Origin of the sequence: Flavobacterium sp. P21, assembly GCF_050632225.1 — a bacterium.
GTDB lineage: Bacteria > Bacteroidota > Bacteroidia > Flavobacteriales > Flavobacteriaceae > Flavobacterium.
The window spans coordinates 3,021,241-3,046,349 of the sequence record NZ_CP192585.1; the positions used below are offsets into that span (position 1 = coordinate 3,021,241).

31 protein-coding genes and 1 pseudogene are annotated in these 25,109 nt (G+C 35.1%); 18 read left to right on the top strand and 14 right to left on the bottom strand.

What is annotated here, in order from left to right; translation table 11 throughout:
• Positions 1-151: 151 nt before the first annotated feature.
• Together ACQ9BO_RS15045 and ACQ9BO_RS15050 are read left to right on the top strand one after the other, a co-directional pair.
• Positions 152-559: a hypothetical protein gene (locus ACQ9BO_RS15045; protein ID WP_431241402.1), complete on the top strand. Its 408-nt coding sequence runs from the start codon at positions 152-154 to the stop codon at positions 557-559.
• Positions 560-1,125: 566 nt separating this feature from the next.
• The gene (locus ACQ9BO_RS15050) at positions 1,126-1,932 is read left to right on the top strand and encodes a DUF2490 domain-containing protein (protein WP_431241403.1); all 807 of its coding nucleotides are present in this window, start codon (positions 1,126-1,128) and stop codon (positions 1,930-1,932) included.
• A gap of 205 nt (positions 1,933-2,137) precedes the next feature.
• Here the strand turns inward: ACQ9BO_RS15050 and ACQ9BO_RS15055 are convergent, their stop codons facing one another.
• Entirely contained in the window at positions 2,138-2,563 is a 426-nt protein-coding gene (locus ACQ9BO_RS15055; RefSeq protein WP_431241404.1) for a DUF1214 domain-containing protein, read from the bottom strand.
• Complete coding sequence (locus ACQ9BO_RS15060) at positions 2,496-3,542, bottom strand: DUF1254 domain-containing protein (protein ID WP_431241405.1); 1,047 nt, start codon at positions 3,540-3,542, stop codon at positions 2,496-2,498. Before ACQ9BO_RS15060 ends, ACQ9BO_RS15055 begins: the two co-directional genes overlap by 68 nt.
• A gap of 457 nt (positions 3,543-3,999) precedes the next feature.
• Between ACQ9BO_RS15060 and ACQ9BO_RS15065 the strand changes: the two genes are divergently transcribed.
• Complete coding sequence (locus ACQ9BO_RS15065; protein WP_431241406.1) at positions 4,000-5,745, top strand: arylsulfatase; 1,746 nt, start codon at positions 4,000-4,002, stop codon at positions 5,743-5,745.
• A complete protein-coding gene (locus tag ACQ9BO_RS15070; RefSeq protein WP_431241407.1) occupies positions 5,742-6,404 on the top strand; it encodes a hypothetical protein in 663 nt (220 codons plus the stop codon). Before ACQ9BO_RS15065 ends, ACQ9BO_RS15070 begins: the two co-directional genes overlap by 4 nt.
• Before the next feature lie 220 nt (positions 6,405-6,624).
• Here the strand turns inward: ACQ9BO_RS15070 and ACQ9BO_RS15075 are convergent, their stop codons facing one another.
• Together ACQ9BO_RS15075 and ACQ9BO_RS15080 are read right to left on the bottom strand one after the other, a co-directional pair.
• Entirely contained in the window at positions 6,625-6,816 is a 192-nt protein-coding gene (locus ACQ9BO_RS15075; RefSeq protein WP_431241408.1) for a hypothetical protein, read from the bottom strand.
• The gene (locus ACQ9BO_RS15080) at positions 6,782-7,255 is read right to left on the bottom strand and encodes a nitroreductase family protein (protein WP_431241409.1); all 474 of its coding nucleotides are present in this window, start codon (positions 7,253-7,255) and stop codon (positions 6,782-6,784) included. The genes ACQ9BO_RS15075 and ACQ9BO_RS15080 overlap by 35 nt, the downstream gene beginning before the upstream one ends.
• A gap of 266 nt (positions 7,256-7,521) precedes the next feature.
• Here ACQ9BO_RS15080 and ACQ9BO_RS15085 point away from each other — a divergent pair, with 266 nt between their 5' ends.
• The 4 genes and pseudogenes from ACQ9BO_RS15085 to ACQ9BO_RS15100 all read left to right on the top strand — a co-directional run bounded on the left by ACQ9BO_RS15085 (position 7,522) and on the right by ACQ9BO_RS15100 (position 11,312).
• Complete coding sequence (locus ACQ9BO_RS15085) at positions 7,522-8,574, top strand: DUF1852 domain-containing protein (RefSeq protein WP_431241410.1); 1,053 nt, start codon at positions 7,522-7,524, stop codon at positions 8,572-8,574.
• A gap of 30 nt (positions 8,575-8,604) precedes the next feature.
• Entirely contained in the window at positions 8,605-9,636 is a 1,032-nt protein-coding gene (locus ACQ9BO_RS15090) for a methionine synthase (RefSeq protein WP_431241411.1), read from the top strand.
• A gap of 145 nt (positions 9,637-9,781) precedes the next feature.
• Positions 9,782-10,721, top strand: a pseudogene (locus ACQ9BO_RS15095) (bile acid:sodium symporter family protein).
• A gap of 138 nt (positions 10,722-10,859) precedes the next feature.
• Complete coding sequence (locus tag ACQ9BO_RS15100; protein WP_431241412.1) at positions 10,860-11,312, top strand: Lrp/AsnC family transcriptional regulator; 453 nt, start codon at positions 10,860-10,862, stop codon at positions 11,310-11,312.
• 173 nt (positions 11,313-11,485) lie between these two features.
• On the opposite strand, the gene ACQ9BO_RS15105 is transcribed toward ACQ9BO_RS15100, so the two are convergent.
• Positions 11,486-11,968 (bottom strand): winged helix-turn-helix transcriptional regulator, encoded by a 483-nt coding sequence (locus ACQ9BO_RS15105; RefSeq protein WP_431241413.1) that lies wholly within the window; start codon positions 11,966-11,968, stop codon positions 11,486-11,488.
• Between the two features lie 52 nt (positions 11,969-12,020).
• Here ACQ9BO_RS15105 and ACQ9BO_RS15110 point away from each other — a divergent pair, with 52 nt between their 5' ends.
• The 8 genes from ACQ9BO_RS15110 to ACQ9BO_RS15145 all read left to right on the top strand — a co-directional run bounded on the left by ACQ9BO_RS15110 (position 12,021) and on the right by ACQ9BO_RS15145 (position 18,392).
• Positions 12,021-12,395, top strand: a complete 375-nt coding sequence (locus tag ACQ9BO_RS15110; RefSeq protein ID WP_431241414.1) for a hypothetical protein — start codon at positions 12,021-12,023, stop codon at positions 12,393-12,395.
• Between the two features lie 10 nt (positions 12,396-12,405).
• On the top strand, positions 12,406-12,711 hold the full coding sequence (locus ACQ9BO_RS15115) for a hypothetical protein (RefSeq protein ID WP_431241415.1): 306 nt from the start codon (positions 12,406-12,408) through the stop codon (positions 12,709-12,711).
• 62 nt (positions 12,712-12,773) lie between these two features.
• The gene (locus tag ACQ9BO_RS15120) at positions 12,774-13,040 is read left to right on the top strand and encodes a hypothetical protein (RefSeq protein WP_431241416.1); all 267 of its coding nucleotides are present in this window, start codon (positions 12,774-12,776) and stop codon (positions 13,038-13,040) included.
• Positions 13,015-13,188 carry a hypothetical protein gene (locus tag ACQ9BO_RS15125; RefSeq protein WP_431241417.1) on the top strand — a complete coding sequence of 58 codons (174 nt, stop codon included), beginning with the start codon at positions 13,015-13,017 and terminating at the stop codon, positions 13,186-13,188. Before ACQ9BO_RS15120 ends, ACQ9BO_RS15125 begins: the two co-directional genes overlap by 26 nt.
• A 4-nt stretch (positions 13,189-13,192) precedes the next feature.
• The gene (locus ACQ9BO_RS15130; protein ID WP_431241418.1) at positions 13,193-13,804 is read left to right on the top strand and encodes a hypothetical protein; all 612 of its coding nucleotides are present in this window, start codon (positions 13,193-13,195) and stop codon (positions 13,802-13,804) included.
• 804 nt (positions 13,805-14,608) lie between these two features.
• Positions 14,609-15,952 (top strand): DUF1254 domain-containing protein, encoded by a 1,344-nt coding sequence (locus ACQ9BO_RS15135; protein WP_431241419.1) that lies wholly within the window; start codon positions 14,609-14,611, stop codon positions 15,950-15,952.
• Between the two features lie 33 nt (positions 15,953-15,985).
• Complete coding sequence (locus tag ACQ9BO_RS15140) at positions 15,986-17,545, top strand: DUF1254 domain-containing protein (protein ID WP_431241420.1); 1,560 nt, start codon at positions 15,986-15,988, stop codon at positions 17,543-17,545.
• Between the two features lie 37 nt (positions 17,546-17,582).
• A complete protein-coding gene (locus ACQ9BO_RS15145; protein ID WP_260669929.1) occupies positions 17,583-18,392 on the top strand; it encodes a hypothetical protein in 810 nt (269 codons plus the stop codon).
• A 134-nt stretch (positions 18,393-18,526) separates the two neighbouring features.
• Here the strand turns inward: ACQ9BO_RS15145 and ACQ9BO_RS15150 are convergent, their stop codons facing one another.
• The gene (locus ACQ9BO_RS15150) at positions 18,527-19,120 is read right to left on the bottom strand and encodes an FMN-dependent NADH-azoreductase (RefSeq protein ID WP_431241421.1); all 594 of its coding nucleotides are present in this window, start codon (positions 19,118-19,120) and stop codon (positions 18,527-18,529) included.
• A gap of 97 nt (positions 19,121-19,217) precedes the next feature.
• Between ACQ9BO_RS15150 and ACQ9BO_RS15155 the strand changes: the two genes are divergently transcribed.
• Positions 19,218-19,583, top strand: coding sequence for a winged helix-turn-helix transcriptional regulator (locus ACQ9BO_RS15155; protein WP_431241422.1), 366 nt, complete (start codon positions 19,218-19,220; stop codon positions 19,581-19,583).
• A gap of 391 nt (positions 19,584-19,974) precedes the next feature.
• Here the strand turns inward: ACQ9BO_RS15155 and ACQ9BO_RS15160 are convergent, their stop codons facing one another.
• The 4 genes from ACQ9BO_RS15160 to ACQ9BO_RS15175 all read right to left on the bottom strand — a co-directional run bounded on the left by ACQ9BO_RS15160 (position 19,975) and on the right by ACQ9BO_RS15175 (position 21,787).
• On the bottom strand, positions 19,975-20,598 hold the full coding sequence (locus ACQ9BO_RS15160) for an NADP-dependent oxidoreductase (RefSeq protein ID WP_431241423.1): 624 nt from the start codon (positions 20,596-20,598) through the stop codon (positions 19,975-19,977).
• 62 nt (positions 20,599-20,660) lie between these two features.
• Positions 20,661-20,876, bottom strand: coding sequence for an alcohol dehydrogenase catalytic domain-containing protein (locus ACQ9BO_RS15165; protein ID WP_431241424.1), 216 nt, complete (start codon positions 20,874-20,876; stop codon positions 20,661-20,663).
• Positions 20,782-20,979 (bottom strand): hypothetical protein, encoded by a 198-nt coding sequence (locus tag ACQ9BO_RS15170; RefSeq protein ID WP_431245228.1) that lies wholly within the window; start codon positions 20,977-20,979, stop codon positions 20,782-20,784. Before ACQ9BO_RS15170 ends, ACQ9BO_RS15165 begins: the two co-directional genes overlap by 95 nt.
• 4 nt (positions 20,980-20,983) lie before the next feature.
• Complete coding sequence (locus tag ACQ9BO_RS15175) at positions 20,984-21,787, bottom strand: enoyl-CoA hydratase/isomerase family protein (RefSeq protein WP_431241425.1); 804 nt, start codon at positions 21,785-21,787, stop codon at positions 20,984-20,986.
• Positions 21,788-21,865: 78 nt separating this feature from the next.
• Here ACQ9BO_RS15175 and ACQ9BO_RS15180 point away from each other — a divergent pair, with 78 nt between their 5' ends.
• Positions 21,866-22,309, top strand: a complete 444-nt coding sequence (locus ACQ9BO_RS15180) for a winged helix-turn-helix transcriptional regulator (RefSeq protein WP_431241426.1) — start codon at positions 21,866-21,868, stop codon at positions 22,307-22,309.
• 880 nt (positions 22,310-23,189) lie between these two features.
• On the opposite strand, the gene ACQ9BO_RS15185 is transcribed toward ACQ9BO_RS15180, so the two are convergent.
• From ACQ9BO_RS15185 to ACQ9BO_RS15200, 4 genes are all read right to left on the bottom strand, one after another.
• Positions 23,190-23,747, bottom strand: a complete 558-nt coding sequence (locus ACQ9BO_RS15185) for a helix-turn-helix domain-containing protein (RefSeq protein ID WP_431241427.1) — start codon at positions 23,745-23,747, stop codon at positions 23,190-23,192.
• Between the two features lie 2 nt (positions 23,748-23,749).
• Positions 23,750-24,097, bottom strand: a complete 348-nt coding sequence (locus tag ACQ9BO_RS15190) for a hypothetical protein (protein WP_431241428.1) — start codon at positions 24,095-24,097, stop codon at positions 23,750-23,752.
• 247 nt (positions 24,098-24,344) lie between these two features.
• Entirely contained in the window at positions 24,345-24,653 is a 309-nt protein-coding gene (locus ACQ9BO_RS15195; RefSeq protein ID WP_431241429.1) for a hypothetical protein, read from the bottom strand.
• Complete coding sequence (locus tag ACQ9BO_RS15200) at positions 24,650-25,090, bottom strand: DUF2147 domain-containing protein (protein ID WP_431241430.1); 441 nt, start codon at positions 25,088-25,090, stop codon at positions 24,650-24,652. The genes ACQ9BO_RS15195 and ACQ9BO_RS15200 overlap by 4 nt, the downstream gene beginning before the upstream one ends.
• Positions 25,091-25,109: the final 19 nt, after the last annotated feature.

Genomic DNA, 25,109 nt, shown 5'->3' on the forward strand with positions numbered 1-25,109 from the left:
CTAATAAATACAAAACCAGTGAAGTTGATTCACTGGTTTTTTTATTTTATTGCACGATAGCGCGGATTTGCAATCCGTGCCCGCAAAGATTGGTTAGTTCTTTTTGTAAATTTAAAAAAACACGTTAATTTGTGTGACTAAAAAAACTAAAGTGAAAGAATTTATAAAAAGAATATTCAGAAAATCAACGCCAGAAGAAGTTCTGAATGTAGAAATTGAATTAACCGAAAGTTGGATTAAATACGAAAATGGCAATTCAATAGGAAAGAAAGGTTCTGAAGGAGGCAAGATTTTAAATGATCAAGAAAATATAAATGGTGCGAGAATAACGGTTGAAGCCAATGCTGGAAATATTCCTTTTGCTGTTACATTTGGAATATATGGCCTATTATTTCACACAGAATTCTTTAGTAAAATAGAAACCGCCACTGAATATTTCAAAAGAAAAAAGAATGAAATTGACAGAATTCTAGAAATGTTTGAAATCCCGCAAGATAATCAAGATATAGAATGGGAAAATAAAAAGGATGAGTACTTGGAAAAATTAATTTCCGAATGAAACCTAATACCGCAGTTTTATCTCCGCAACGATAGTGCGGATTTGCAATCCGTGCCCACAAAGATTGGTTAGTTCACTTTGTAAATTTAAAAAAACACGTTAATTTGTGTAACTTTTGTTTTGATGATTTGTTTTGTGTCTTACTGTTGGGGGCAAGGATTGCAAATCGGCGCGATCGGGTATTTTATTCATCATGTGGATGTGGATGACGTTAACATATAGTTGGTTTTCAATGCTTTTTTAAATACTATGTTTTTATTTTAGCAATGTAAATCAATCTGATTGTATGTACCAACGGCTCCGAAATTTATTCTATCCTCATTATTATAACTTTGTTTCAGATTATAATTTGCAACATTTTTAGAAATTTTATTTTAAGCATTAGATTTAATTTAGTGGATATGAATTTTATAAAATATAGTCTGTCCCTAAGTGATTGAAAATTGACAGACAATATTACTTGCAGGTCATTTTTATTTCAAATTATAAGAGGTCTGTTTCGAAGTATTCAAGTTGTCACCTAGACAATAAAATGAATGCTATATAAAATGTAAATTAGAAAATAGATGAGTAAAGTTAAAAAGGCAATTACAATACTGCTTTGTATTATTTGCGAATCAATTATATATGCACAACAAGATGCGCCATATACTATGGGGTTTATTCCAGCTTCTATTTCAGAAGGAGATATCGCTTTTCCAATATATGATAAATGGCATTTAAGCGGCCAGGTCGATTTTCAATTGGTAACGCAGGGAACTTATGATAGTTCTAATCCGTTTGAATATACGCAACGTAAAGTTATAAGACCATGGATTGTATTTTCAGGTTTTAAGAATATGAAGTTGTGGCTTGGCTATGCCCATAATCAAAAATATAATTTAGAAGAAATGGGGAATTACGAAACCCTTGAAAACAGATTAATTGTCATGGGAACTTATACGCAAGAAATGCCGAAAGGATCGCTTTTTGAGCAGTTGCGTTTTGAAACTAAATTTTTTGATGACAGAACTGGCCAGCAACAGGTAATTCCTCGAATAAGGGCAAGATTTGGAGTGAATCATTATCTTCGTCAAAGCAAGGAAAAACCTCTGTTTCTAGCGCCGAATATTGGTTATTACACTGAATTGATGCTAAAGTTTGCCAAGAAAGATTATGCCGAAGAACATTTTGATATCTTCAGATTATCGGTCTATTATACAGCAGGAATTACGCCAAATATTCACTTTCTGGCTGGAATAATTGGCCAGATGCAGTTGCGCACAAACGGAACTCAATTTGACGTTTATTACGGACCAATGGTTTCAGTCAAATACAGCATCCGACCTAAGGAACGAGAAACTTTTGATAGCGTCGATGGTGGCGCAGATTAAATTATTTGGAGATTTCTTTCTTCGTTAATGAGGAAAATCAGTGTTCCTAATGAATTCTGTTTTTTTATTATCTGTTCATTTTCAGTAAACAAAAGAATTGAACGATAATTTAAATATGGTGGACAGCTCGGCAGTAAAAAATAAAATCATCCAGTTTTAAAATATTTTAAAGCTGGATGATTTGTATAGATGTCAATTATATTATTTATTTCACCATTTCTGGTAAAGGCATTTTCCAAACATTATTAATTACATCAGGCTGTGGCCCGTAAATTCTCATAACAAACATAAATGGTCCTTTTTGCGGAGTCGGAAGCCAATTGCTTTCTTTGTCTTTTCCTGGAGAATCTTTCTGCATGTAAATAATCAGATCTCCGTTTGCTTCATATTTCAATCCTTTGGTTTTGTTTCCAATTGAATATCTGTTGATTTTATTTGGTACAAGGAAGCGCTTAGGCAAATTATACATCGTAACGCTCCAAAAATATTTTGCTTCAGGAAGTTCATTTTTCTTAAACTTCAACACATAATTTTTATCGCCCAAAAGTGTTTGTTTATTAGTGTCAACAATACTTCCTGTATAAACTGCTTCTATTTTTGTGTTTCCGTACAATCCTGCAATTGCTTGCAATCGCGCGGTTGAGATAGTTGTTGTTTAATTCTTTTCGTGTGCCAAAAAGACTTCCAGCATCTTTCACGCCGTTTACTTTAGCATCTAATTCCTGTTTTGCTTCTGCAATTCCTTTTTCTATTGCTTTAATCGTTTCAGGTGGATATTTAGAACTGTCAAACGGAACGCCGGGTTCAATTCCTATTTTTGCAAAACGAGTTCTAAGTTCTTTTTCGCTGTCGTCGATATTGGTGTATTGTAATAAAGAATTTAAGACATTAATAAATTGCGGAGAAGTATAATCGCTTTCTTTCCATTCAGGAAGTGGCATATTATATTTTTTAACTGCTGGAGCCGGCTGATTTGTAAATAGATGCAACGGAATTAATTTGTATTGCTCTTGTATTCTTTTAAGATTAGGAACATCGGAAGGATCGTGAAGTTGTGTGCGTCCAACAAGAAAAATCAAATTCGTTTCTGAATGCAAAACTTTATTAATGCCTTTTGGTGTTTCGCCTTTCCAATCCGGACCGGCAATCAGGTATTTTCCTGGTTGATTTCCAGTTGCCCTAGATCCCACATATTCGTAATTGAAGGTATATAAATCTACAAACTGCATCACATAATATCGGCTGTCTTCAATTTTTGGAACATCAAGAATTACTGGCTCATTTGAAACATCAATTGCGGCCATTGAATAAGGTGTATCGTTGTTGATGGTAACAACCAAAGTATCAGCTGGAGTTGCACTTTCAGAAAAACTTTTGAATTTATTAAACCCCACATATTCTTTCGCTTGCTTATTAATTGCACTTGAATAAATAGTTTTATAGTTATAAAACATTGGATAGCCATAAATCCAAGCTTCTTTTGTAATAGCCGTTATCGAATCGGTAGAAGTGGCTTTGTCTGCATTACTTTGGTTATCTGTCGCATGATCTTTTTTACAAGAAGTAAATATTAAAAAAGCAACAACAAATAGAGAGGTTAGATTTTTCATGATTTTGACATTTTACTTTTACGAGTAATTTTTTTCTGATTTTAAAATTAGAATATTAAAGTAAAATTTTGCAGTATTTAACCCCAAACATGGTTTCAAATTACAATTTGAAACATCAAAATTGAAGAGAAATAAGTATTAGGGAAAATCGCAGGATTCAGAAAGATTGATCATTTTATTTTCAAACCTTTGGAAGGAACTAAAAGTTTGAATATTTCGAATTCTTATAAAAACATCTACAGAGTATCTTTATTTATTTGGCCTTTGTTGGAGATACAGATATATTGGAACTAATTTCTAAACAAAAAGAATGATTCAATTGCGGAGTGTGATATTAATTTTTTATTGTTATTTATAAAAATGGTTTCATTTTGTAACTTGCAACATGTTAGGTGGTTATGTTTTCAGTTAGTCTTTTCAAGTATTGTAAATTTATCTGTTTTTAAAACTTTATACTATGAAAAAACTTCTCCTCAGCTTTAGTTTTATGATAGTGGTGCTGACAGCATGCAAAAAAGAAAGCACAACAAACAATGAAACTAATTTAACGGCAACAAACGAAGAAATAGACAGAACGGTTCTTCCTATCAAAGAACCAGAAATGCCTGAGTATGATCAACTCGACGCAAGAGATGCTAAACCTCCTAAACCATTTAAAGCTGAAGCTCCTAAAAATGCACCAAATGTTTTGGTTGTTCTGATTGATGATATGGGCTTTGGGATGCCAAGTGCCTTTGGTGGGCCAGTACAAATGCCAACTGCTGAAAAACTGGCGGCGTCTGGACTTCGCTATAATCGTTTTCATACTACTGGATTGTGTTCGCCAAGCCGAATTGCGCTTTTAACAGGACGAAATCATCATTCTAATAACATGGGAACAATTGCTGAAACTGCAACTGCTTTTCCAGGCAATACGGGCTTACGTCCGCAAAATATTACACCTTTAGCAGAGATTTTAAAATTGAATGGTTATAATACAGCTCAATTTGGCAAATGTCATGAAACTGCGCCTTGGGAAATCAGTGAATCTGGTCCTTTTGATCGTTGGCCGACAGGAGCTGGTTTTGAAAAATTCTACGGTTTTATGGGAGCCGAAACCAATCAATGGTATCCTGGGCTTTTTGATGGCACAACCCGAATCGATCCGCCAAAAGACCCAAATTATCATCTTATGCCAGATTTAGCAAATCATGCTATCGATTGGATCAAAGCGCAAAAAGCGTTGACGCCAGATAAACCGTTTTTTGTTTATTTTGCGCCGGGAGCAACTCATACGCCACATCATGTTCCGAAAGAATGGATTGCAAAATATAAAGGAAAATTTGATATGGGCTGGGATAAAATGAGAGAACAAACCCTTGAAAGACAGAAAAAAATGGGTCTTGTTCCTCAAAATACAAAATTAGCGACCAAACATCGAGATATTAAAGATTGGGATAAACTTTCGGATATGGAAAAGAAAGTGTATGCCAGACAAATGGAAATTTATGCGGCATTTGGCGAATATGCTGATTATTATGTTGGAAAAGTCTATGAATCGCTTGAAGAAATGGGAATTGCTGATAACACAATTGTTTATTACATTTTAGGAGATAATGGCGATAGTCCAGAAGGAGGATTAGGAGGCGGAAGCGAACTAGCATTCTTAAATGGCGCTCCAACAACGGTTCAGGAATATTATAAGGATTTGGATTTGCAAGGGAGTCCGTATAGTGTTCCGCATTATTCAGCGACTTGGGCAGTAGCTGGTGATGCGCCTTTTGCTTGGACAAAAGAGATCGCCGCCAATTTTGGAGGTACTCGAAATGGAATGATTGTGCATTGGCCAAAAGGCATAAAAGAAAAAGGTGGTTTAAGAACCCAGTTTACACACATAATTGATATTGCGCCAACTGTACTGGAAGCAAGCGGACTTCCGCAACCAAAAACAGTCAATGGTATTACAGAACATCCCATAGAAGGTGTGAGTATGGTTTATTCTTTTAATGACGGCAAAGCAAAAGAAAAGCATAATACACAATATTTTGAGCTTACAGGATCGAGAGCGATTTATCATGACGGTTGGGTCGCAGTTGCACTTCATAAAGTACCGTGGAGTTATGATAAACCGGTTCCATTAAATCAGGATAAATGGGAACTTTACAATACTCTTGATGACTTTAGTGAGTCTACAGATCTCGCTAAAAAAATCCAGAGAAATTGAAAGAACTTCAAGATCTGTTTATGTCTGAAGCAAAAAAATATCATGTCTTGCCAATAGACGACAGGTCGTTTGAACGATTAAATGCAAAACTTGCCGGAAGACCGGATCTTATGGCCGGAAGAAATTCATTGACACTTTATAATGGTGCCCCCGGTATGGTTGAAAATGCCTTTATTAATGTAAAAAATACTTCTTTTACGATTACAGCAAAACTAGATAAATCCAATAGTGCCAATGGTGTAGTTATTTGCCAAGGCGGAAGATTTGGAGGCTGGTCATTATATATGAAAGGGGGAAAACCAATATTTCATTATAATTGGCTTGGAAAAGAAAGATATACTATCGCTTCTAAAGAATCAGTTCCTGCAGGAAATGTGACTGTAAAGCTCAAATTTGATTACAGTGGAGGTGGAATGGGGAAAAGTGCTGTGGCGTCTATTTTTATAAATGATAAACAAGTCGCCCAAGGCAATATTGCAAAAACACACGCCGTAATTTTCTGCACTGATGAAACTGCAGATATTGGACGCGATGACGCAACTCCAGTTACAGAAGATTATAAAGCTTGGGATAATAAATTTACTGGCACGCTTCAAAAAGTGACTATTGACTTGGAACAGAAATCAAAAGCGGTTGCTTATAATTCTCGTAAGCGATAATTGCTCTTAAATTATTATTATAAACAGAAAAACTTCTCGTATAGAGAAGTTTTTCTGTTTATAATAATTACTCATACTTGCCTGAAGAAAACGAGTTAGTTTTTTAGTAAAATTATAAAATGATCAAGGAATGATTTATATCAAAATTTTGTGAGTATTATGAAAATTTTTTAACGGCATTATTAATCACAAAATTTTTGAGTTGTAAATTTAGTAGCTATTAATAAACTTTAGTTATCATTTCGTCTATAGGCAAACGAACTTTTTTCACAGTTGCCATATAGTCTTTTTCCAAATCGCGATATCCTAAAGCGAGGATAACTGAAGAATGCGACCCTTTCTCTTTCAAGCCCAAAACTTCATCGACAATATCGGCATTAAATCCTTCGATAGGAGTGGCATCTACTTTCAATTCTGCCGCGAGCAATTAGTGCAGTTCCTAGTGCTATATAAGCCTGTTTGGATGCCCAAAGTGCTTTTTGTTCTGTATCAATAGATCCAAAATAGGCATGCAATCCATTTCTAAATCCTGATAGGGCGCCAGTTTCAAGACCTCTTTGTTTTTCTGTCATTGCGATGTAATCGTCAATGTAAGTTGAAGTCATGTCATTGAATGCGGCAAAAACCAACAAATGAGAGCAAGAACTAATCTGTCCATTATACGAATCAGCACCTAATTTCTTTTGGATTTCTGGATTGCTTACAACAAAAACGCGATATGATTGCAGACCACAAGAAGATGCTGAAAGATTGATAGCCTCTAAGATCTGATCGATCTTTTCTTCTGTTACTTTAATGTTATTGTAAGCTTTTGTGGCGTAACGCCATTTCAAATTTTCTATCAAATTCATTACTATGTCTATCTTAAATTTAGGCAAATATAAATTTATTTGTTTTCTTTTTCGAGGCTTGAATTGCTATGAGAAACTTCAAATCAGTCATATTTGAGTTCTCTAAAGAATAATTATCTGTTTTCCTTTATTATTGTATTTGTAAAAAGATTAATAATCTTTAAAAGTTATATAAAAAAGTATAATTATCTTAATTTTTTAGTTTTGTAAAATATTAAATCTTTTATTTTCAAATTTGCAGGGTAAAAAAACTAAACCTTGTCATCATGAAAGCGAAAATACAAGAAGATTTAAGAATAAACGAAAAACAGGATATTGCAAACACCGAGAATACGATCAAGAATGATTTTGTGTTCACGCTGAAAACCACTTGTTTAGATGAAAATTATCACCCTTCAAGTAAAACGCGTTTGACAACCAATTTTGCAAACTTGGCTAGAGGAGCTAATCGCCAACAAAACTTGCGCAATGCCTTAAATATGATTAACAATCGATTCAATGCATTGGCTCATTTGGATAATCCAAAAGGGGATCGTTATCATGTGGAACTTGAAATCCTCACAGTAACGATGAGTATTGATGATAAGAATGGCAGTAACGATCTACCGATGATTGAAGTTTTAAAAACGAATATTATTGACCGTAAGACTGGCCAGCAAATCGAAGGGATTGCTGGAAATAATTATTCTTCTTATGTTCGGGATTATGATTTCAGTGTTTTATTGATCGAGCACAATAAAAATAAAGTCGCTTTTTCTATTCCTGAAAATTTTGGTGATTTGCACGGAAAACTTTATAAGTGCTTTGTGAACTCAGATACTTATAAAGAGCACTTTAAGATGTCACCGATCATTTGTCTAAGTGTATCGAGCAATAAAACTTATACCCGCACTGACTATCAGCATCCAGTTCTGGGCTTTGAATATCTGCAGAACGAGTATTCTCTCACTGATGAATATTTCTCTAAAATGGGCTTAAAAGTTCGTTTTTTCATGCCTCCGAACAGTTTGGCACCAATGGCTTTTTATCATTCCCGAGATCTACTTGCTGATTATACTGATCTTGGACTAATCAGCTCAATCAGTACGATGGAGACTTTCCAGAAGATTTATCGCCCCGAAATTTACAATGCAAATTCAGTGGCCGGGAAAATCTACCAGCCTAGTCTTAAACACGAAGATTATTCGCTCACTCGTGTAGAATATGACCGTGAAGAACGTAGCCGACTGGCTATTGAACAAGGCAAATATGCAGAAGAGCATTTCATTAAGCCTTATAAAAATGTTCTGGAGCAGTGGTCTGCCAATTTTACCCTTTAATTGATTACAACGCATTAAAATTATACTATCATGAAGAAATTATTATTACCCACCTCTATTGTTGGAAGTTTGCCCAAACCTGCCTGGCTTGCACCGCCGGAAAAACTTTGGTCACCTTGGAAATTAGAAGGAGAGCAATTGCTTGAAGGAAAACAGGATGCTCTTCGCATTTCTTTGCAGGAACAGCAATCGGCAGGTCTGGATATTATTTGTGACGGCGAGCAGACACGCCAGCATTTTGTAACGACTTTTATTGAACATTTAAGTGGTGTAGATTTTGAAAATCGTAAAACCGTAAAAATCCGTAACCGTTATGATGCGAGTGTTCCTATGGTTGTAGGTGAGGTTGCACGCCAGAAAGCAGTTTTTGTTGAGGATGCTAAATTTCTACGCAAACAGACTAATAAGCCTATAAAATGGGCATTGCCAGGCCCGCTTACAATGGTAGATACTTTGTACGATGACCATTATAAAAGCCGCGAAAAACTGGCATGGGAATTTGCGAAAGCACTCAATGAAGAAGCAAGAGAACTTCAAGACGCAGGAGTAGATATTATCCAGTTTGATGAACCTGCGTTTAATGTGTTTTTTGATGAGGTAAACGATTGGGGAATGGCGACCTTAGAAAGAGCCATTGAAGGTTTACATTGCCAAACTGCGGTTCATATTTGTTATGGTTATGGAATACAAGCAAATACTGATTGGAAAAAGACATTAGGTTCAGAGTGGCGACAATACGAAGAAATTTTTCCGAAAATTCAAAAATCTAAAATTGATGTGGTGTCATTAGAATGCCACAACTCTAATGTGCCTTTAGATTTAATGGAACTTGTTCGCGGCAAAAAAGTAATGGTAGGAGCTATTGATGTCGCAACCAATACTATCGAAACACCTGAAGAAGTAGCTGATACGGCGCGTAAAGCTCTTGAGTTTGTAGACGCCGAAAATCTTTATCCTTCTACAAACTGCGGTATGGCTCCTTTGTCCCGAAACGTAGCCAGCGGTAAATTAAATGCTTTAAGCGCAGGAGCAGAAATTATTCGCAAAGAGCTTTCTGTTTAATGCGCGCTATCTGCCAAGATTTTTTCCTAGCTTATCTGCGTAAGATATTTTTATAATCTGAACTCCACGGAGGAATAATATTAAAAACAAATTGAAGAAATTATTAGAAGTATTAAAAAAAGCAGGTTTCGACGGTTTCCTGTTAATGATAGCCACCATGATTCTGCTGGCTTATTTTTTGCCAAAGCCAGGAATGATCAAAGAACCTGTTTCGCTTGAGGAAATTGCAAATGCTGGCGTTTCCTTGATTTTCTTGTTTTACGGGATGCGGCTGAGTATTGAGAAACTAAAAGCCGGACTTTCCAACTGGAAAATGCACATTGTTGTTCAGTTGACAACCTTTTTGTTTTTTCCGCTCCTTGTTTTGGCATTCCGCCCGTTGTTTGTCAATAACGGTTTCGAGTCGCTTTGGTTGGGTGTATTTTTTCTGGCGACTTTGCCGTCCACAGTATCCTCTTCTGTGGTTATGGTTTCGATCGCCAAGGGAAACATTCCTGCGGCCATATTCAATGCGAGTATTTCTAGTTTGATAGGGGTAGTGGTTACAGCCGCTCTGGGTTGGATTGTTCATAGCTTCTGCAACGGGCGATTTTGATGTCAGTACTATCGTCATAAAGTTGATTCTTCAAGTTTTGCTTCCTGTCATCATTGGCATAAGTCTCAATTCCCGTTTTGGTGCCATTGCCGAAAAATATAAGAAACAGCTCAAATATTTCGATCAGGCAGTTATTTTAACGATTATTTACACGTCGTTTTGTAAGTCATTTTCCGAACATCTTTTTGAAGGTTTCACCGCTCTTGAACTTGCCGGACTTGCTGTAGGAATGATGGCGCTGTTTTTTGCCGTATTCTTTTGTGTTGGACTACTCAGTCGTTTGCTTGGTTTTTCAGATGAAGACCGTATTACGGTCTTATTCTGCGGATCTAAAAAATCATTGGTACACGGCACTGTTATGTCAAAAGTGCTCTTTCAGCATAGTACTATTACCGGAATCGTATTGTTGCCATTAATGCTTTACCATGCCTTGCAATTGATTGCCGCCAGCATCATCGCTCAGGGTATGGCTCGCCGAAAAGAAGTGTGATTTTTGTTTTATGAATTTAAGTGCAGGTTATTATATTTTTAATTGGTGCAGAATAAGATTTTTGTATTGTTTTTAGTTGTGTTTAAAGAATTTTATTCTAATTTAGAAATAAATTAAACCTGTTTAAAGTAATATTCTATGGAACAAATAGACGATATTGATCTTAAGTTATTAAATATACTTCACGATAATTCTAAATACACTGTGAAAGAGCTTGCTAAAATGGTAAATCTTTCTGCATCGCCCGTTTTTGAGCGTATTAAAAGATTGGAGAACAATGGTTATATTAAGAAGTACATAGCGCTTCTAGATGCAGAGAAATTAAACAGAGGATTCATTGTTTTCTGTAATATCAAGCTTAAACAACACGATCGTAATATTGGAAATCAGTTTGTTAGTGATATTATGAAAATAGAAGAAGTAGTGGAATGTTATAATATCTCAGGAGATTATGATTTTTTAATGAAAGTTTCAGCTAAAGACATGAAGCATTATCAGGATTTTGTATTTAATAAATTGGGATCTGTGGAAAGCATAGGGAGCACTCAGAGTACCTTTGTTATGGCGGAAATAAAAAATCTGTACGGATAGTTTTGCGATGGTTTGTTTATTTGAAATATTGTAAAAAAATCGGGCAGTAAAATGTTAGGCTGTAATGGCTTGAAAAATCTACATATTTATTCGTAAAAAAAGAGACAACTATCAACTAGTTGTCTCTTTTTGTGACTATACGATACAAAATCCAAATGCTATTTTATTACATTTTAAATCTGAATCAAAGCCATTTGTTTTTCAGCCCAAGCACTCATTTGGTTGATGAAAGGAATTAACTCAATGCCAGTTTCAGACAACGAATATTCAACTCGAGGCGGTACTTCGAGATATACTTTTCTGAAAATCAATCCGTCAGCTTCTAATTCTTTTAAAGTTTGGGTGAGCATTTTTGGTGTGATTCCTTCAATGGCTTTTTTTAGTTCGCCATAGCGCAAGATGTCATCTTTTAGTGACCACAAAATTCGGCCTTTATATTTTCCTCCAATTCGTTGAAATGCGTAATCAACTGGGCAATACGCTTTTACGTTTATTTTTTTGCCATTTTTTTTATTTTTAAAATACTGATTTTCAGTATTAGTATGGTTTTGGTACGTAGGGTACTTTTTTGTACGTACTTGTGGTAAAGATATTATATTGTTTTCTTTGTTAGAGGAATTATTAATATATTTTATTAAACAGATTCTGATTTTCATTCGTGATAGATTGTTTTTGCTCCGCTTTTAATCATTTTAAGAACTAAGAATTATGACAAACGCCCAAGAATCAAATAATCAAGAAATTACAGTATTAGAGCTTCGTAATTATTTATTAAAGCCTAATATGACAGACGAGTTTAAAAAGTACTTCAATGCTCATTTTGTTGCTCCAATGCATATTCTTGGCGGTTTTACTTTGGGACAATTTAAAATTGACAGCGTAAATGATAGATTTGTATGGTTTAGAGGTTTTAAGAATATGGAAGCAAGAATAAAATTCTTAAATGATTTTTATGTTGACAGTAAAACTTGGAAAGACTTTGGAAAAGGAGCCAATGAGATGATGATCAATTCAGACAACGTTTATTTGCTCGCGTCCACTTGCCACAAGTATTTCTACCAATTTCTTAGACGCGAGTCATAAAATTGTTGTGGTGAATTTTTATAGCCGCAACAGTACACTGGACAAAGTAATTGCTCTTTTTAATACTGAATATATACCATTTTTAGAAAGCATAGAGATCAAAAATACAACACTGTGGGTCAGTGAAATGCAAGAAAATGATTTTCCCAGACTTCCAGTTTTTCAGGACAAAAATCTTTTGGTTTCTATTTCATCTTTTGAAAATGAAAAAGACTATCAATTAAAACAAAAATTGATCAATGAAATGAACAACCACCTGAAACAATCGATGCGGCAATTAATCACGACACAAAATACTTTATTGCTTGTTCAATAAAAAAACAACTTTTCAAATATTTATTAATCATCTGATAGAATAATATCTAAAAAATATAATTTATGGAAAATACTATTGCAATTTATGGAGCATATGGACATACAGGAAAATTTATTGTAGCAGAACTTTACAGACAAGGCTATAGAAATTTGATTCTTGCTGGAAGAGATTCGGAAAAATTGGTCGCTTTGCTTCCGTTTTTTCCGGATTCAGAAATAAGAGTGGCAAATATAGATGATCCAAAATCATTAGATGAAGCTTTTAAAGACACCAAAATTATTATAAACAGTCGCTGGTCCATATTTGGATACTTCGGCGCCCATAATTAAAGCGACTTTAAGATCTGGCAGTCATTATATTGATTTATCGGCAGAACAAAAACCAGTGTTAGATATTATTGATGAATTTTCAGAAGAAGCCAAAAATAAAGAAATCTTAATCATTCCAGCGGTACACCTTTTATGGTGGATTGGCTGATGTATTGGCGACTCAATTAACAAAAGAGTGGGAGCATACAGATGAAATCAACGTTTATATTGGCCTGGATTCCTGGCATCCTACAAAAGGGACGAGATTGACAGGAGATCGAAATCACTACAAAAGATTAACGTTCAAAGACAATCGCTTACAAGAACTTGAACCAACTCCTTCAAAAGAATGGAATTTTAAAAAACCAATAGGCAACAAAGAAGTGGTAAGTCTGCCTCTTTCAGAAATCATTACAATTTCGAACCATTTAAACGTGAATACGGTTACTACCTATTTAAGTCATAACTCTTTAGACGATCTTAGAAACAACAGTACGCCAGAGCCAAAAGCGATAGATGAAAAAAACAGATCTTCACAGCAATTTAGTCTTGAAGTCGTTGCTTTAAAAGGTAATGAAGAAAGAAGAATTTCGGCTCAAGGCCAAGATATTTATGCTGTGACTGCTCCCTTAGTTGTAGAGGCGGTAAACGGAATTTTATCTGGAAAAGCGACTTCAAATGGTGTAAAGACACTTGGAGAAGCATTTGCGACGGGCGACTTTTTAAATTCGTCGCAGGAAGATGATATAAAAATTACTATGGTGGAGGAATCATACGTAAAATGATATAATTTAGGATATGATTTTTTAATATTTTAGGAAAACTGACAAGAGTATTTTGCGTACTGCGACAGAACCATTAATTAAAACTAAGGAAAAAGTAAACAAGATAATATATTGTATAGAAAAAATGGCTCCAATTGTCTTCAATTGGAGCCATTTGGCTTTGTGATCTCGACAGGACAAATTTCAACATCTTTTATGGATGATAGGAAGAAATATGGCTTATTGGAAGTATAGGCTGTCTTTGTTGTCTTTGTGAATTTGGTTTGGATGTCCGTCTTGTTGGTGATTGAACCAAGAATCTATTTTTTGATCTTTTAAGCTGGCTTAAACTGAATTAACCTTAACTTTTTGCGAGCACTTTTGCAGGGAACCTCAGAAAGTTGCTACATTTCATAATGCTTTGATGTTTCAAATTATAATATGCAACCACTTTTTTAAATATTTTAGAATATGCCTTAGTAATTTTATTTTACAATAATTGAAAGCATAAAACAAAAATAACCATTATTTATCCTTGATAATCATTCCAGAGGCATATAAACCGTTTGCCAAGTTAGCAATTAAACCATAAAAGTAGGATTGCAGTTATAGAATTATAATTTAATCACAACATGACATGAAAAAAATCATTACAATTAGCGGTATTATTTTTATTAACAGTAGGAATAGCATCTTCATGCAAAAAAAGTCCGAAGAAGAAACGGTTAAAACAGAGGAAACAACACCGGTTGTGTCGACTACTTTAGAAATAAAGAATACTGAAGCAGGCGACGACTTTTCTCTAGTACTTCCAAAAAGGAGAAAATGAGCGTAGAATACGCACAAAAACTAGGAGAGTTTGCATACGTTTGGGCATGGCCTATGATAAATATGCTAAACCGACGCACAGCCATAACACAAGCGCCTAAGCCAGCTTATTTAAATGGCGTCTTGCCAGTAGCTCCTCAGGGACAATTGGCGATGCTTAACGATTATATTACGCCTGACGAAACGTTTGTTACTTGTCCCAATCAGGATGTAGTTTATGGTCTTGGATTTTTCGATTTAGATTCACAGCCTGTAGTCGTTCAAGTTCCAGATTTTGGAGACCGTTTTTGGGTGTATGCCATGTACGATCATAGAACAAATCAGTTTGGGCAATTGGGAAAACCTTATGGCACTAAACCGGGATTTTACCTGTTAACCGGACCTAATTGGAAAGGTGAAACTCCTAAAGGAATTACAGATGTTGTTAAATGTCCAACAACATTAGCCAATATTATCCCGAGAGTATTCCAAAATGACTCAAAAGAAGATAAACAAGCCATTCAGGCTACTATAAATCAGATTGTCGCTTATCCTGTTGCTGAATTTGATGGTAAAATGAAAACTGTTATATATAAAAATCTGCCATCTATAAAAGGTCCAGCTTCTGACGGAAAAGAAACAAAATGGGTTGTTCCTGAAAAGTTTTTTGATGATAACGAACTTGGAAAAGTTTTAGAAATTTTGCCTCCGCTTAAAGGTGAAGAAGAATTATATGCACAGCTTAAAGAATTATTGGCGGCGACAAAATCAGATCCAGCAATAAAAGAAGCACTTGTCAAAACAGCTCAAAAAACAGAAGAAAGTATCATACATAGTTTCTTCCTTTGGAAAAACAACGGAGTAGTCGCCGGAAACGGCTGGAACCGTTCCTATTACAGTGCTGATTGGGAAGGTTCTGGAACTTATGATTATTACAACAGAGCCGCAACTGCCAAATCAAACATGTTTGACAACAGGCCAAATGAAACACAGTATTTCTACACAGATAATGCTTCAGATAAAACGCAGCTGGACGGCAAGAATAATTATACGGTAACGTTTGCAAAGGGAGAAGAACCTCCTGTACAGGGATTCTGGTCGCTGACTTTGTACAATGAGCACCATTTATTTTCCAAAAATAAAATAAACCGATATTCACTAGGCACAAAAAACAAAGGCCTTAAAAAGAACGCAGATGGTTCTTTAACGATTTACGTAAGCTCAGTATCTCCTGGAGCTGATAAGGAAAGTAATTGGCTTCCGTCACCAAGTGGAACATTTTCATTATATATCCGCGCGTATTGGGGCAAAGAAGGAATTACCAAAGGCACATGGACGCCGCCAGCTATTGCAAAAATTTAATAAATGATTTAGCAAATATTAAAAAGTTACCTTATGAAAAAGAAAATTGTATTGGCAGTATTATCAATTGCAATATTTATAGGTCGCAAGGAAAATAAGACTACAGAAACGCAAACCACTTCATCAGATGGAAGTTCAAAATTTGATGATTTGGCCAATATGTCTTTTGAAGAGAATCGTCCAACAGACGAACAAGCTAAAACACTAGCAGATGAATTATTGTTTCAACGCGCTTGCCAAACGTATCTTTGGGCTTTGCCTTTAATTAATACAATTAGTATGAAAGAAGGTTCAGAAAAAACCTTTGGTGCAGGCTATAATGTTTTGCCAATATGGAAAAAACGATTGGATGCTAACACATTAGTAACAACACCAAACTCTGATGTTATTTATGCAATGAGTTATGTTGATCTGGGTAAAGATGGACCAATAGTTTTTGAAGCACCGCCCATGTTGCAAGGAATTTTACTGGATTTTTGGCAACGTCCAATTCCGGTAGATGGAGGCAAATATTTTGGAGATCTTGGCTTTTTTGGTCCAGATGCGGGTAAAGGAGGTAAATTTTTGATATTGCCACCAAATTACAAAGGAACCGTACCTTCAGGTTATTTTGTGTATCGTTCGCAAACTAATAATCTATTTATTTTCCTTCGTTCTTTTTATGAATTGCCTACCGAATTGACACCTGCAGTTTCTTTGGTAGAGAAATCTAAAATTTATCCTTTGGGTAAAGAAAGCAGTGCATTGCCAATGAAATTTCCGGATGCTTCGGGTGTAAAGGCGAATATGCTTCCTGCTCGTGATTTTTCAGCATTCGAACAATTAAAACATCTTGTTGATACAGAAGATTCTGCAAACGTTGGTTCAGCAGACTGGCTAGGAATGTTGGCTTCATTAGGCATTGTAAAAGGACAGCCTTTTAATCCTGATCAGCATACTAAGGATATTCTTGATAAAGCGACCAAAGCCGCTTATAGAATGAGTCGTGTAGTAGGTATGAGCAACAAAGTTAGTGGACGTTCGTTTTTAATGTATCCTGATCGCCAATGGGTAAATCCAATGACTGGCGCTACTCGCGATAATATTTCAGGCCCTTTTACGAAAGAGTTGGACTGGAAACGTAAAGAAGGAGGATATATGGATCTTGATACACGTATATGGTTCTTTACGGATTATTATTCTTGGAGTCCTGGAATGGCATCACAAACGCCGGGTAAAGGTGCTAAATATGTGGTAGGTTTCCGCGATAAAGAAGGCAAATACCTTAATCCTTCTACAACATACAAAGTAACACTTCCTGCAAATGTTCCGGTTGCTAATTTCTGGTCGCTTACTTTATACGAAGCAGAAAACGCTTCTGGTTATGCTAATGGACAACCTTTCCCATCACTTGGTTCAAAAGATAAACCGGTACAAAATGCAGACGGCTCTACTGATTTGTACGTAGGTCCAAAAGCACCGGAGGGCAAAACTAAAAATTGGCTAAAAACGGTTCCGGGTAAAGGCTATTTCGCTATTCTACGTTTATATGGCCCAACCGAAAAAGCACTGGATAACTCGTGGGTGCCGGGCGATTTTGAAAAATTTGAATAGTTTGGTTAAACCTACATGACTAATAAAATGATAAGCAATGAATTTAAAATCATATATTTTAATCTTTTTATTTAGTTTCTTTTGGCTTCCGGTTTTCAGCCAAGAGAATGAACCAGAAAAAACTTCTATCGAAGAAATGAGCAAAAAAAGACAAGATCCCGTAAGTGGTTTGCGAAGTGTTTTTCTGCAGGAAGTTTTATTGCCCGTTGCAGATGGCACAGCGAGTTCATTCTCAATACAACCCGTTTATCCTTTTAAATTGGGAAGTAATCTAAAATTGATAACTTATACTATTATTCCTTTTCAAAGTGTACCGCCTTTAACTCCTGGCGGTACACATGAAGGAGGAATGGGAAATATATTGTTTAACGGTTATTTTTCAAGCATTCAGAAGAAAGGGAAATTTAGTTGGGGAATAGGGCCAGCAATGCAAATTCCTACCCGAACAAATCCAGCTTTAGGAAGCAACCAATTGAGCATTGGGCCAACTGCTTTATTGTATCTAGCAGGAGATAAATTTTCAGGCGGAATTGTAGCTCAAAACTATTGGTCGCTCGGAGGCGATGAAGCAAACAAAGTAAATTCTGGAAGTATTCAATACATTGCTTATTATAATTTTTCTAAGGGATGGTTTATTGAAAGCAATGCTACGGTTGAAGTCAACTGGCTGGCATCAGACAATGATAAATGGCTGGTTCCCATTGGCGGAGGCCCAGGAAAAACATTCCAAATAGGACAAAAAAGCAAACTTTTTTATTCTGCAGGCGCTCAAGCTTTTTATAATGTAGTGAGACCAGATTTAATCGGAAATTGGCAGGCTATTTTGCAGTTTCAGGTTATTTTTTGACCATACTATACCAACTTCCTATCTAATTGCAATTTTTATTTTTGATTAAATAAAGGAAATTTATTACAAGTAGAATTAAATTATACTTTTATCTTTTGATGTTCCTTGTTGTTCGAATCTTGATTATTCTATTTTTATACTATCGATTCCTTTTTGTAATGCTTTTTCTCGCCAATTACAGCTTGTCCTTCTGAACGGTAAACAGCGGCTACTTTAATGCCAATCAATTCAAGAAAAAAGCGGGTGTAAGAAACTGCAAAATCATATGGCTGTAATTCTCTCTGAGAATAAATTCCGCCAGAAGCAGTCGCTATATATGCAGTTTTTTTATTTAACAAACCTTCTGGTAATAATCCGTTTCCGGTGTAACGAAAAGTTATTCCAGATCTTGCAATAATATCAAAATAGGCCTTTAAAGTTGATGTTATTGTAAAATTATACATTGGTGCTTCTATCACAATAATGTCGGCTTCCTGTAATGCGGCAATTGCCTCATCAGAATGCTCTATAGCATTTTTTTGCATTGTAGAGCGCTCGTTCGGATCTGTAAAAAATGAATTAATTTGAATTTCATTTAAATGCGGAAGTCGCATTTTTGTAACGTCATATTTTTTGATAATACTATGAGGATACTTTTCGGTAATTTTTCTAACAATTTCTCGACCTAATATTCTACTGGATGAATTTTCTATTTTAGGACTTGAACTAATGTGCAGTATTTTTTTCATTTGATGATTATTTTATAAGACAAAAATATTTAAATTAGCTAATAAAAAGTAAGTAGTAAACAAAAGGTTAGTAGTAATATTTAGGTTAGTTAAATCAATGGAAAAGAAAAAAGAGCAAATCATTTCTGAAATAGAATGCGCTGAAAAATTAGCCGCAGTTGAAGATGCTTTGTATGTATTAGGTGGTAAATGGAAACTAAGGATTATTATAGCATTAATTAGTGGATATACACGTTTTAATGAGTTGCAAAGAACTGTAACTGGTATTTCGGCTAGGGTACTTTCAAGTGAATTAAAATCTTTAGAAATGAACGGATTAGTTAAAAGAGTTGTTTATACAGACAATTTTCCTGCAATCACACAATATTTTCCGACTGATTATGCGGAAACTCTGAAAAATTTGGTTTCTGTTTTAGGAGAGTGGGGAAGAATGCATAAAATTAAAATATCTACTTCGATTTAAATAAGTTTTTGATTTGATCTTTTATGCATAATCAATTTCCCACCTGATTACTAAATGATAGAAAATAAGCAAAAAAATCCCATTTCGCTAGAAATGGGATTAGATTTGTGATCCTTACAGAACAATTTACAAACCATTTTATGAATGATTTAAAGAAATTGGCTTGTTTTTAAGTTGATTTGTAAGATAATTGCCTTTGATTTTAATTCGGTTATGGTTTAGGGTCAGATGTTAAAATCGTTAATTTGATAAACACATGATTTTATAAAATTAATTTATATTCATAAATTTTTGTCGTCAAAAGTTCAAAGTATTAGAAGTAAATTTAGATAATAATTAGAAGAATATTTGAATCAAGATTTATTGCTGATAATTAAAGAGAAGTAGGTGATCATTTTATTTTTACAACCACTTTTCCTTTTGCATGTCCTTTTTCCATATATTCAAAAGCATCGTTGGTTTGCTCAAAAGAAAATACTTTATCCACAACTGGTTTAATTGCTTTAGATTCTAGTAAACTACTTATTTGTTCGAGTTGTCTTCCGTTCGCCTTCATGAATAAGAAGGAATAATTAATATTTAAATTTTTAGCCCTATTACGGATTTTTAGGCTGGTCAACCAAATAATGAAGCGTATTATTGCTGATGCGCCTATTGATTTTGCAAACTCTGGAGTTGGAGGTCCAGAAATTGAGATAATACTGCCTCCCGGTTTTAAAATTGTCAATGATTTTTCAAGTGTTTTAACATCCTGGCTGTTAAGTACCACATCATAATCTTTAAGAATATTTTCAAAGTTATCCTTTTTGTAATCTATTATAATATCAGCTCCAAGGGCTTTCAGCATGTCAAAATTCTTTTCGCTGGCTGTTGTGGCGACAAATGCCCCAAGATGTTTGGCAAACTGAATTGCTATTGTACCAACTCCGCCAGAACCTGCTTGAATAAAAACTTTTTGGCCTTTACGAAGTTTCGCTTTTTCGACGAATGCCTGCCATACAGTTAGTCCGACCAATGGAATTGACAGTCGCCTGCTCCATTGATATATTTATAGGTTTTAGTGCCAGATCATTTTCATTAACAGCAATATATTCTGCGAAGGAACCGATATGAAAATCGGTCAGCTCGTCCATAAATTTGGTCTCCAATTTTAAAGCGACTGACTTTAGAACCGGTTTCCACCACTATTCCTGCAATATCATGACCTAATATTAAAGGTAATTGGTAAGGAAGGATTAACTTGAAATCCCCATTTTTTATTTTTAAGTCCAGCTGGTTGATGCTGGCGAGCATGAATTTCTACTAATACCTCATAATCTCCAATTTCAGGTATTTTTACATCGCTGAGTACTAATTTTTCTGTTTTGCCGTATTTAGGTAAGATATATGCTTTCATATTTTTAGATGTTATCAGCAAGATTTAGTTCTAGATCGCCATTTTGCTGGAGTCCTCTTTCAAATAGATTCTTAATGCGGTTGCGCGCTTCCGGCTCCTCGAGTGAGGCAAAGAATTTAACCTGTGTGTCTAAAATTTCTTCGTTTGAAGGAAGTTTGGCTCTTTGGTTCATAATTTGCTTTATGGCGGCAATTGGTTTTTTGTCAAATGAATCTATGCGCCTTGCAAATTTTTCAACATATTCATCCAGTTCAGTGTCTGGAATTGAGCGGTTTACCCAGCCGTAGAATGCGGCTGTATCTGCATCATAATCGTTACCGCTTAAAATAATTTCAAGAGCTCGGTCGCGTCCTGTAAGCAGATGCAGACGCTCAAGTCCGCCACCACCAGGAAATGAACCGATCCCTATTTCTACCTGAGCTAAGAATGCTTTCTCCTTGCTGGCGAATCGCAAATCAAATGCTTGTGCAAATTCACTTCCAAGTCCTCTGGCACGGCCACGGATGGAAGCTATGGTTACAAAAGGGGCAAGTTCCAGTCTGCGTGCAATATCTGGCCAAGCTATAGAAAGGCCTGTTTTTCCGGTTCCTTTTGGAAAGTCTCCAACATTTAGCAACTCTACATGAGCAACAAAAAAGTCTGGATTTTCACTCTCAAAGACTACAACTTTTAGGTTTTCATTTGACTCCAGTTCGTCCATTATAGTCATTAACTGTTTAGAAAATTCGGTATCAAACATGTTGATAGGAGGATTGTTGAAACTGATTTTCCAGTATCCATTTGTAATTTTGTGTGTGGTAAAAATCATAATGTAGTCGTTTTGGTTAATTTTTTGTAATTTTACTTGCAAATTGAAAGTACAAATATAATTAAATTTACTTGCAAAATGCAAGTAGCTGAAATAATAATGAAAGAAATTAAAAAAAGGTCGGGCTGTCCAGTGAGCAGTTCTCTTGATTTGTTAGGAGATAAATGGTCGCTTTTAATTGTTCGAGATCTGATGTACTATAAGAAGTGCACTTATGGTGATTTTCTGAAATCGGATGAAAAAATTGCGACTAACATACTTGCCGCAAGATTGTCAACTCTTGAAGACGCAGGGATCATTGTAAAGCTGGATCACCCCGAAAGCAAAGTGAAATTTTTATATCAACTCTCTGAGAAGGGCATTGATCTGCTTCCGGTATTAATCGAGATGTATATCTGGGGCGAAAAGTATTTTATGCTTTCTGAGCATCACATTGAATTTTTAAAAGAAATCAAAAAAGATAAACAGGCTTTTATAGATAAGCTGACTGACAAAATGAAAAAAGCGATTGTGTCAAAATAATGATACTCAAGTAGATGAGAAGGAAGCTGAAATTATTTTGGAATTATTGTATTTAATATCAAAAAATTACGATAAACCAAAAGAGAAAAAAATCCTATATCCTTAACGGGATTTCGAACCATCCTTTAGCTTCGATTAAATCTCTGATAGTGCCACTTTAAGACTGTTTATTTCAAACGGACTAAGAATTTCTTTTGAAAAAATCGAACTGCAAATTTTAGGCTGTAAAGGCTTGAAAAATCTACACATTAGTGCATAAAAAAAGAGACAACTATTAATTAGTTGTCTCTTTTTGTGACCTCGACAGGACAAATTTCAACATCATTTTTGGATGATTTGAAGAAATTGGCGTATTATATGTAATGTCTGTCTTCCATTGGCTTTGTAAATTTGGTTTAGATGTCATGTTGGGGATTGATGTAAAAATTGTAAAAACTAAATTGTCTTATGGAAGTAAACTAATAAACAATTTTAAAATATTTTATGATTGACCAATCATTGTAGTCAAAAGAAGTGTCATTGTGTACTTTTTGACACTGCTACTAATTATTATTCGTGAATTATCATCTTTTGTTCTCAATTAGTCCGCTCGCATAGTCAGATAATGAATTTGTGCAAGTGCCACTTGCGCAAATTACTTCGAATCATCACATTAGATTTCTTATTAAAGCATTATTTTAAAGAAAGAAAATCAAAAAAGAATGATTCAAAGTTATCGTAGTATAGTAGGAGTAGTAAAAAAAATGTCACAAATTGTCTTCAAGTGGTGCCATCTGGCTTTGTGAACTCACGGAACAATTTAAGCAAATTCAAATTTCCAAAATATCCCTATCATAATTTACCCATGATAAATTTTAAAATGGAGTTGTTGTAAAAAATATCAATTTAGGTTTCTATACTCCTTAGGTGTCTTTCCTGTCTTAGTTTTAAATAGTTTGCTAAAATACTGCGGATATTCAAAACCGAGAGAATAGGCAATTTCTGCAACAGAAGAATCTGTATTCATTAAAATGCTTTTGGCTTCTTCCATGAGAAAATAATGAATATGGTCTTGAGCATTCATTCCAGTTTCTTTTTTCAACAAGTCAGTTAAGTAATTTGGAGACAAATGAAGTGCATCTGCAAGATCTTTTACTGTTGGAAGCCCGTTCTTTTTTAGATCACTTTTAGCAAAATATTCTTTAATAAGGTTTTCGACTTTAGCGACAATATCCCGATTCGAATTTTTTCTGGTAATAAACTGTCGGCCATAGTAACGCGTACAGTAATTTAAAAGCAATTCGATATTGGATACAATTAAAGTTTGGCTATGATTGTCAATGTTTTCCTGAAGTTCGTTTTGAATCTTTACAACACAGTCATGCAATATCTGTTTTTCTTTTTCAGAAAGGTGTAAGGCTTCGGATGTTTCATAGGAGAAAAACGTGTATTCTTTCATTTTTAATCCCAGAGAAGTATTGCGGATAAGGTCTGGATGAAAAAAAGCCCCCATCCCATCATGTCGTCTCTTTTTTCAATTTCATTATCCATCGTCATTGTCTGTTTGGGAGCGATGCAGATTAGGCTTCCTTCTTGAAAATCATATGTCTGCTTGCCGTATCGGAGTCCGTTTGCACAATAATTTTTAAACATTATCGAATAAAAATCACAGCAGATGCGCGTGCCTTCTTCTACATATTCGTCTACTTTGCTAAAATCGATAACAGCCACCAGCGGATGATTGATATTGCCCTGGTGCACAAACTTATTTATGTCGGAAATGCTTTTTAAATTGATTATCGGTTTCATATTCTCTTGATCAAAAACAAATTATTAATTTACTTTAACTCTTTAGTTTTAAATTTTTGCATTGCTTAATTCTGTTACTATCATTTCGTAATATGCATTGGCTCTCTCCTGCGAAAAATAATCAACCATTAATCCGGCTAAGGCAAAAAGGGCAAGTCCAAGGCCTAATCCGTGAAGAGCTTGACTTTTAGAGAACCAAAAGAGCGTGACGTACTAGGAAAAAAAACAGCGGCCACAATCTTTGATATCATATATCCGATCTGGAAATCCTCAACGCGTTTTTTTCGGCTTTTACAAAAGCATAATGGTCTTTTTCAAAATCCTGTTTGTAGGATGTTAATCGGTTATTGTTTGATACGATCATCGAGAGTCCAATTGCGGCATAAATTATTCCCACCACAATTAAAGGAATAACTAATGCTTTGGCATTTAAGGTAGAACCGAATTTTCCAAATAAAATGCCACCAATGATCGTGATAACGCCAAAGTTAGTGATAAAATAGGCTTCAAATAATTCGCCTGTTATCCAATTTAGGGTATGATTGTAAAAATTCATGATTTGTATCTATGCCAGATTACTGTTTTTCCTAATAATGATATTCCTAAATAACCTCTTAAGTGAAGTTTTCCGTCTTCCATCCATGCCTTGCAGGTATAGGTGTCACCGCTTGGAGGATCGTAAATTTTTCCGTTAGTGTACTCTTTGCCGTTCCATTCCAAGCCTGTTAAGCTGATTATGCCAAGAATGTTTCTGGTTTTCAATCTTGTATCTGGGTTTTTACTGTCTTTTTTAGAAGTTATGCCATCTCTTTCAACCACAAGATTTCCCCATAAAAGTTTGGCCGAATAATTGGCACCATCTTTAAAGAATTCCATTCGCACATCCTTTTTGTCAGATTCCCACACGCCAACTATCGATTTCTCATTAGCTTGAGCCTGCATTTTAGAGGCCATAGCCAATAAAAGCACAAACAAAATTTTAGCTGTTTTCATCATTTTTGTTTTTATAAAT

What these genes read in the sequence shown, in the direction of transcription:
- ACQ9BO_RS15050 (WP_431241403.1), top strand. Translation starts at nt 1,126, where the DNA reads ATGAGTAAAGTTAAAAAGGCAATTACAATACTGCTTTGTATTATTTGC.
- ACQ9BO_RS15060 (WP_431241405.1), bottom strand. Translation starts at nt 3,542, where the DNA reads ATGAAAAATCTAACCTCTCTATTTGTTGTTGCTTTTTTAATATTTACT.
- ACQ9BO_RS15065 (WP_431241406.1), top strand. Translation starts at nt 4,000, where the DNA reads ATGAAAAAACTTCTCCTCAGCTTTAGTTTTATGATAGTGGTGCTGACA.
- ACQ9BO_RS15080 (WP_431241409.1), bottom strand. Translation starts at nt 7,255, where the DNA reads ATGAATTTGATAGAAAATTTGAAATGGCGTTACGCCACAAAAGCTTAC.
- ACQ9BO_RS15085 (WP_431241410.1), top strand. Translation starts at nt 7,522, where the DNA reads ATGAAAGCGAAAATACAAGAAGATTTAAGAATAAACGAAAAACAGGAT.
- ACQ9BO_RS15090 (WP_431241411.1), top strand. Translation starts at nt 8,605, where the DNA reads ATGAAGAAATTATTATTACCCACCTCTATTGTTGGAAGTTTGCCCAAA.
- ACQ9BO_RS15100 (WP_431241412.1), top strand. Translation starts at nt 10,860, where the DNA reads ATGGAACAAATAGACGATATTGATCTTAAGTTATTAAATATACTTCAC.
- ACQ9BO_RS15105 (WP_431241413.1), bottom strand. Translation starts at nt 11,968, where the DNA reads ATGAAAATCAGAATCTGTTTAATAAAATATATTAATAATTCCTCTAAC.
- ACQ9BO_RS15110 (WP_431241414.1), top strand. Translation starts at nt 12,021, where the DNA reads ATGACAAACGCCCAAGAATCAAATAATCAAGAAATTACAGTATTAGAG.
- ACQ9BO_RS15120 (WP_431241416.1), top strand. Translation starts at nt 12,774, where the DNA reads ATGGAAAATACTATTGCAATTTATGGAGCATATGGACATACAGGAAAA.
- ACQ9BO_RS15135 (WP_431241419.1), top strand. Translation starts at nt 14,609, where the DNA reads ATGAGCGTAGAATACGCACAAAAACTAGGAGAGTTTGCATACGTTTGG.
- ACQ9BO_RS15140 (WP_431241420.1), top strand. Translation starts at nt 15,986, where the DNA reads ATGAAAAAGAAAATTGTATTGGCAGTATTATCAATTGCAATATTTATA.
- ACQ9BO_RS15145 (WP_260669929.1), top strand. Translation starts at nt 17,583, where the DNA reads ATGAATTTAAAATCATATATTTTAATCTTTTTATTTAGTTTCTTTTGG.
- ACQ9BO_RS15150 (WP_431241421.1), bottom strand. Translation starts at nt 19,120, where the DNA reads ATGAAAAAAATACTGCACATTAGTTCAAGTCCTAAAATAGAAAATTCA.
- ACQ9BO_RS15155 (WP_431241422.1), top strand. Translation starts at nt 19,218, where the DNA reads ATGGAAAAGAAAAAAGAGCAAATCATTTCTGAAATAGAATGCGCTGAA.
- ACQ9BO_RS15165 (WP_431241424.1), bottom strand. Translation starts at nt 20,876, where the DNA reads ATGCTCGCCAGCATCAACCAGCTGGACTTAAAAATAAAAAATGGGGAT.
- ACQ9BO_RS15170 (WP_431245228.1), bottom strand. Translation starts at nt 20,979, where the DNA reads ATGAAAGCATATATCTTACCTAAATACGGCAAAACAGAAAAATTAGTA.
- ACQ9BO_RS15175 (WP_431241425.1), bottom strand. Translation starts at nt 21,787, where the DNA reads ATGATTTTTACCACACACAAAATTACAAATGGATACTGGAAAATCAGT.
- ACQ9BO_RS15180 (WP_431241426.1), top strand. Translation starts at nt 21,866, where the DNA reads ATGCAAGTAGCTGAAATAATAATGAAAGAAATTAAAAAAAGGTCGGGC.
- ACQ9BO_RS15185 (WP_431241427.1), bottom strand. Translation starts at nt 23,747, where the DNA reads ATGAAAGAATACACGTTTTTCTCCTATGAAACATCCGAAGCCTTACAC.
- ACQ9BO_RS15190 (WP_431241428.1), bottom strand. Translation starts at nt 24,097, where the DNA reads ATGAAACCGATAATCAATTTAAAAAGCATTTCCGACATAAATAAGTTT.
- ACQ9BO_RS15195 (WP_431241429.1), bottom strand. Translation starts at nt 24,653, where the DNA reads ATGAATTTTTACAATCATACCCTAAATTGGATAACAGGCGAATTATTT.
- ACQ9BO_RS15200 (WP_431241430.1), bottom strand. Translation starts at nt 25,090, where the DNA reads ATGAAAACAGCTAAAATTTTGTTTGTGCTTTTATTGGCTATGGCCTCT.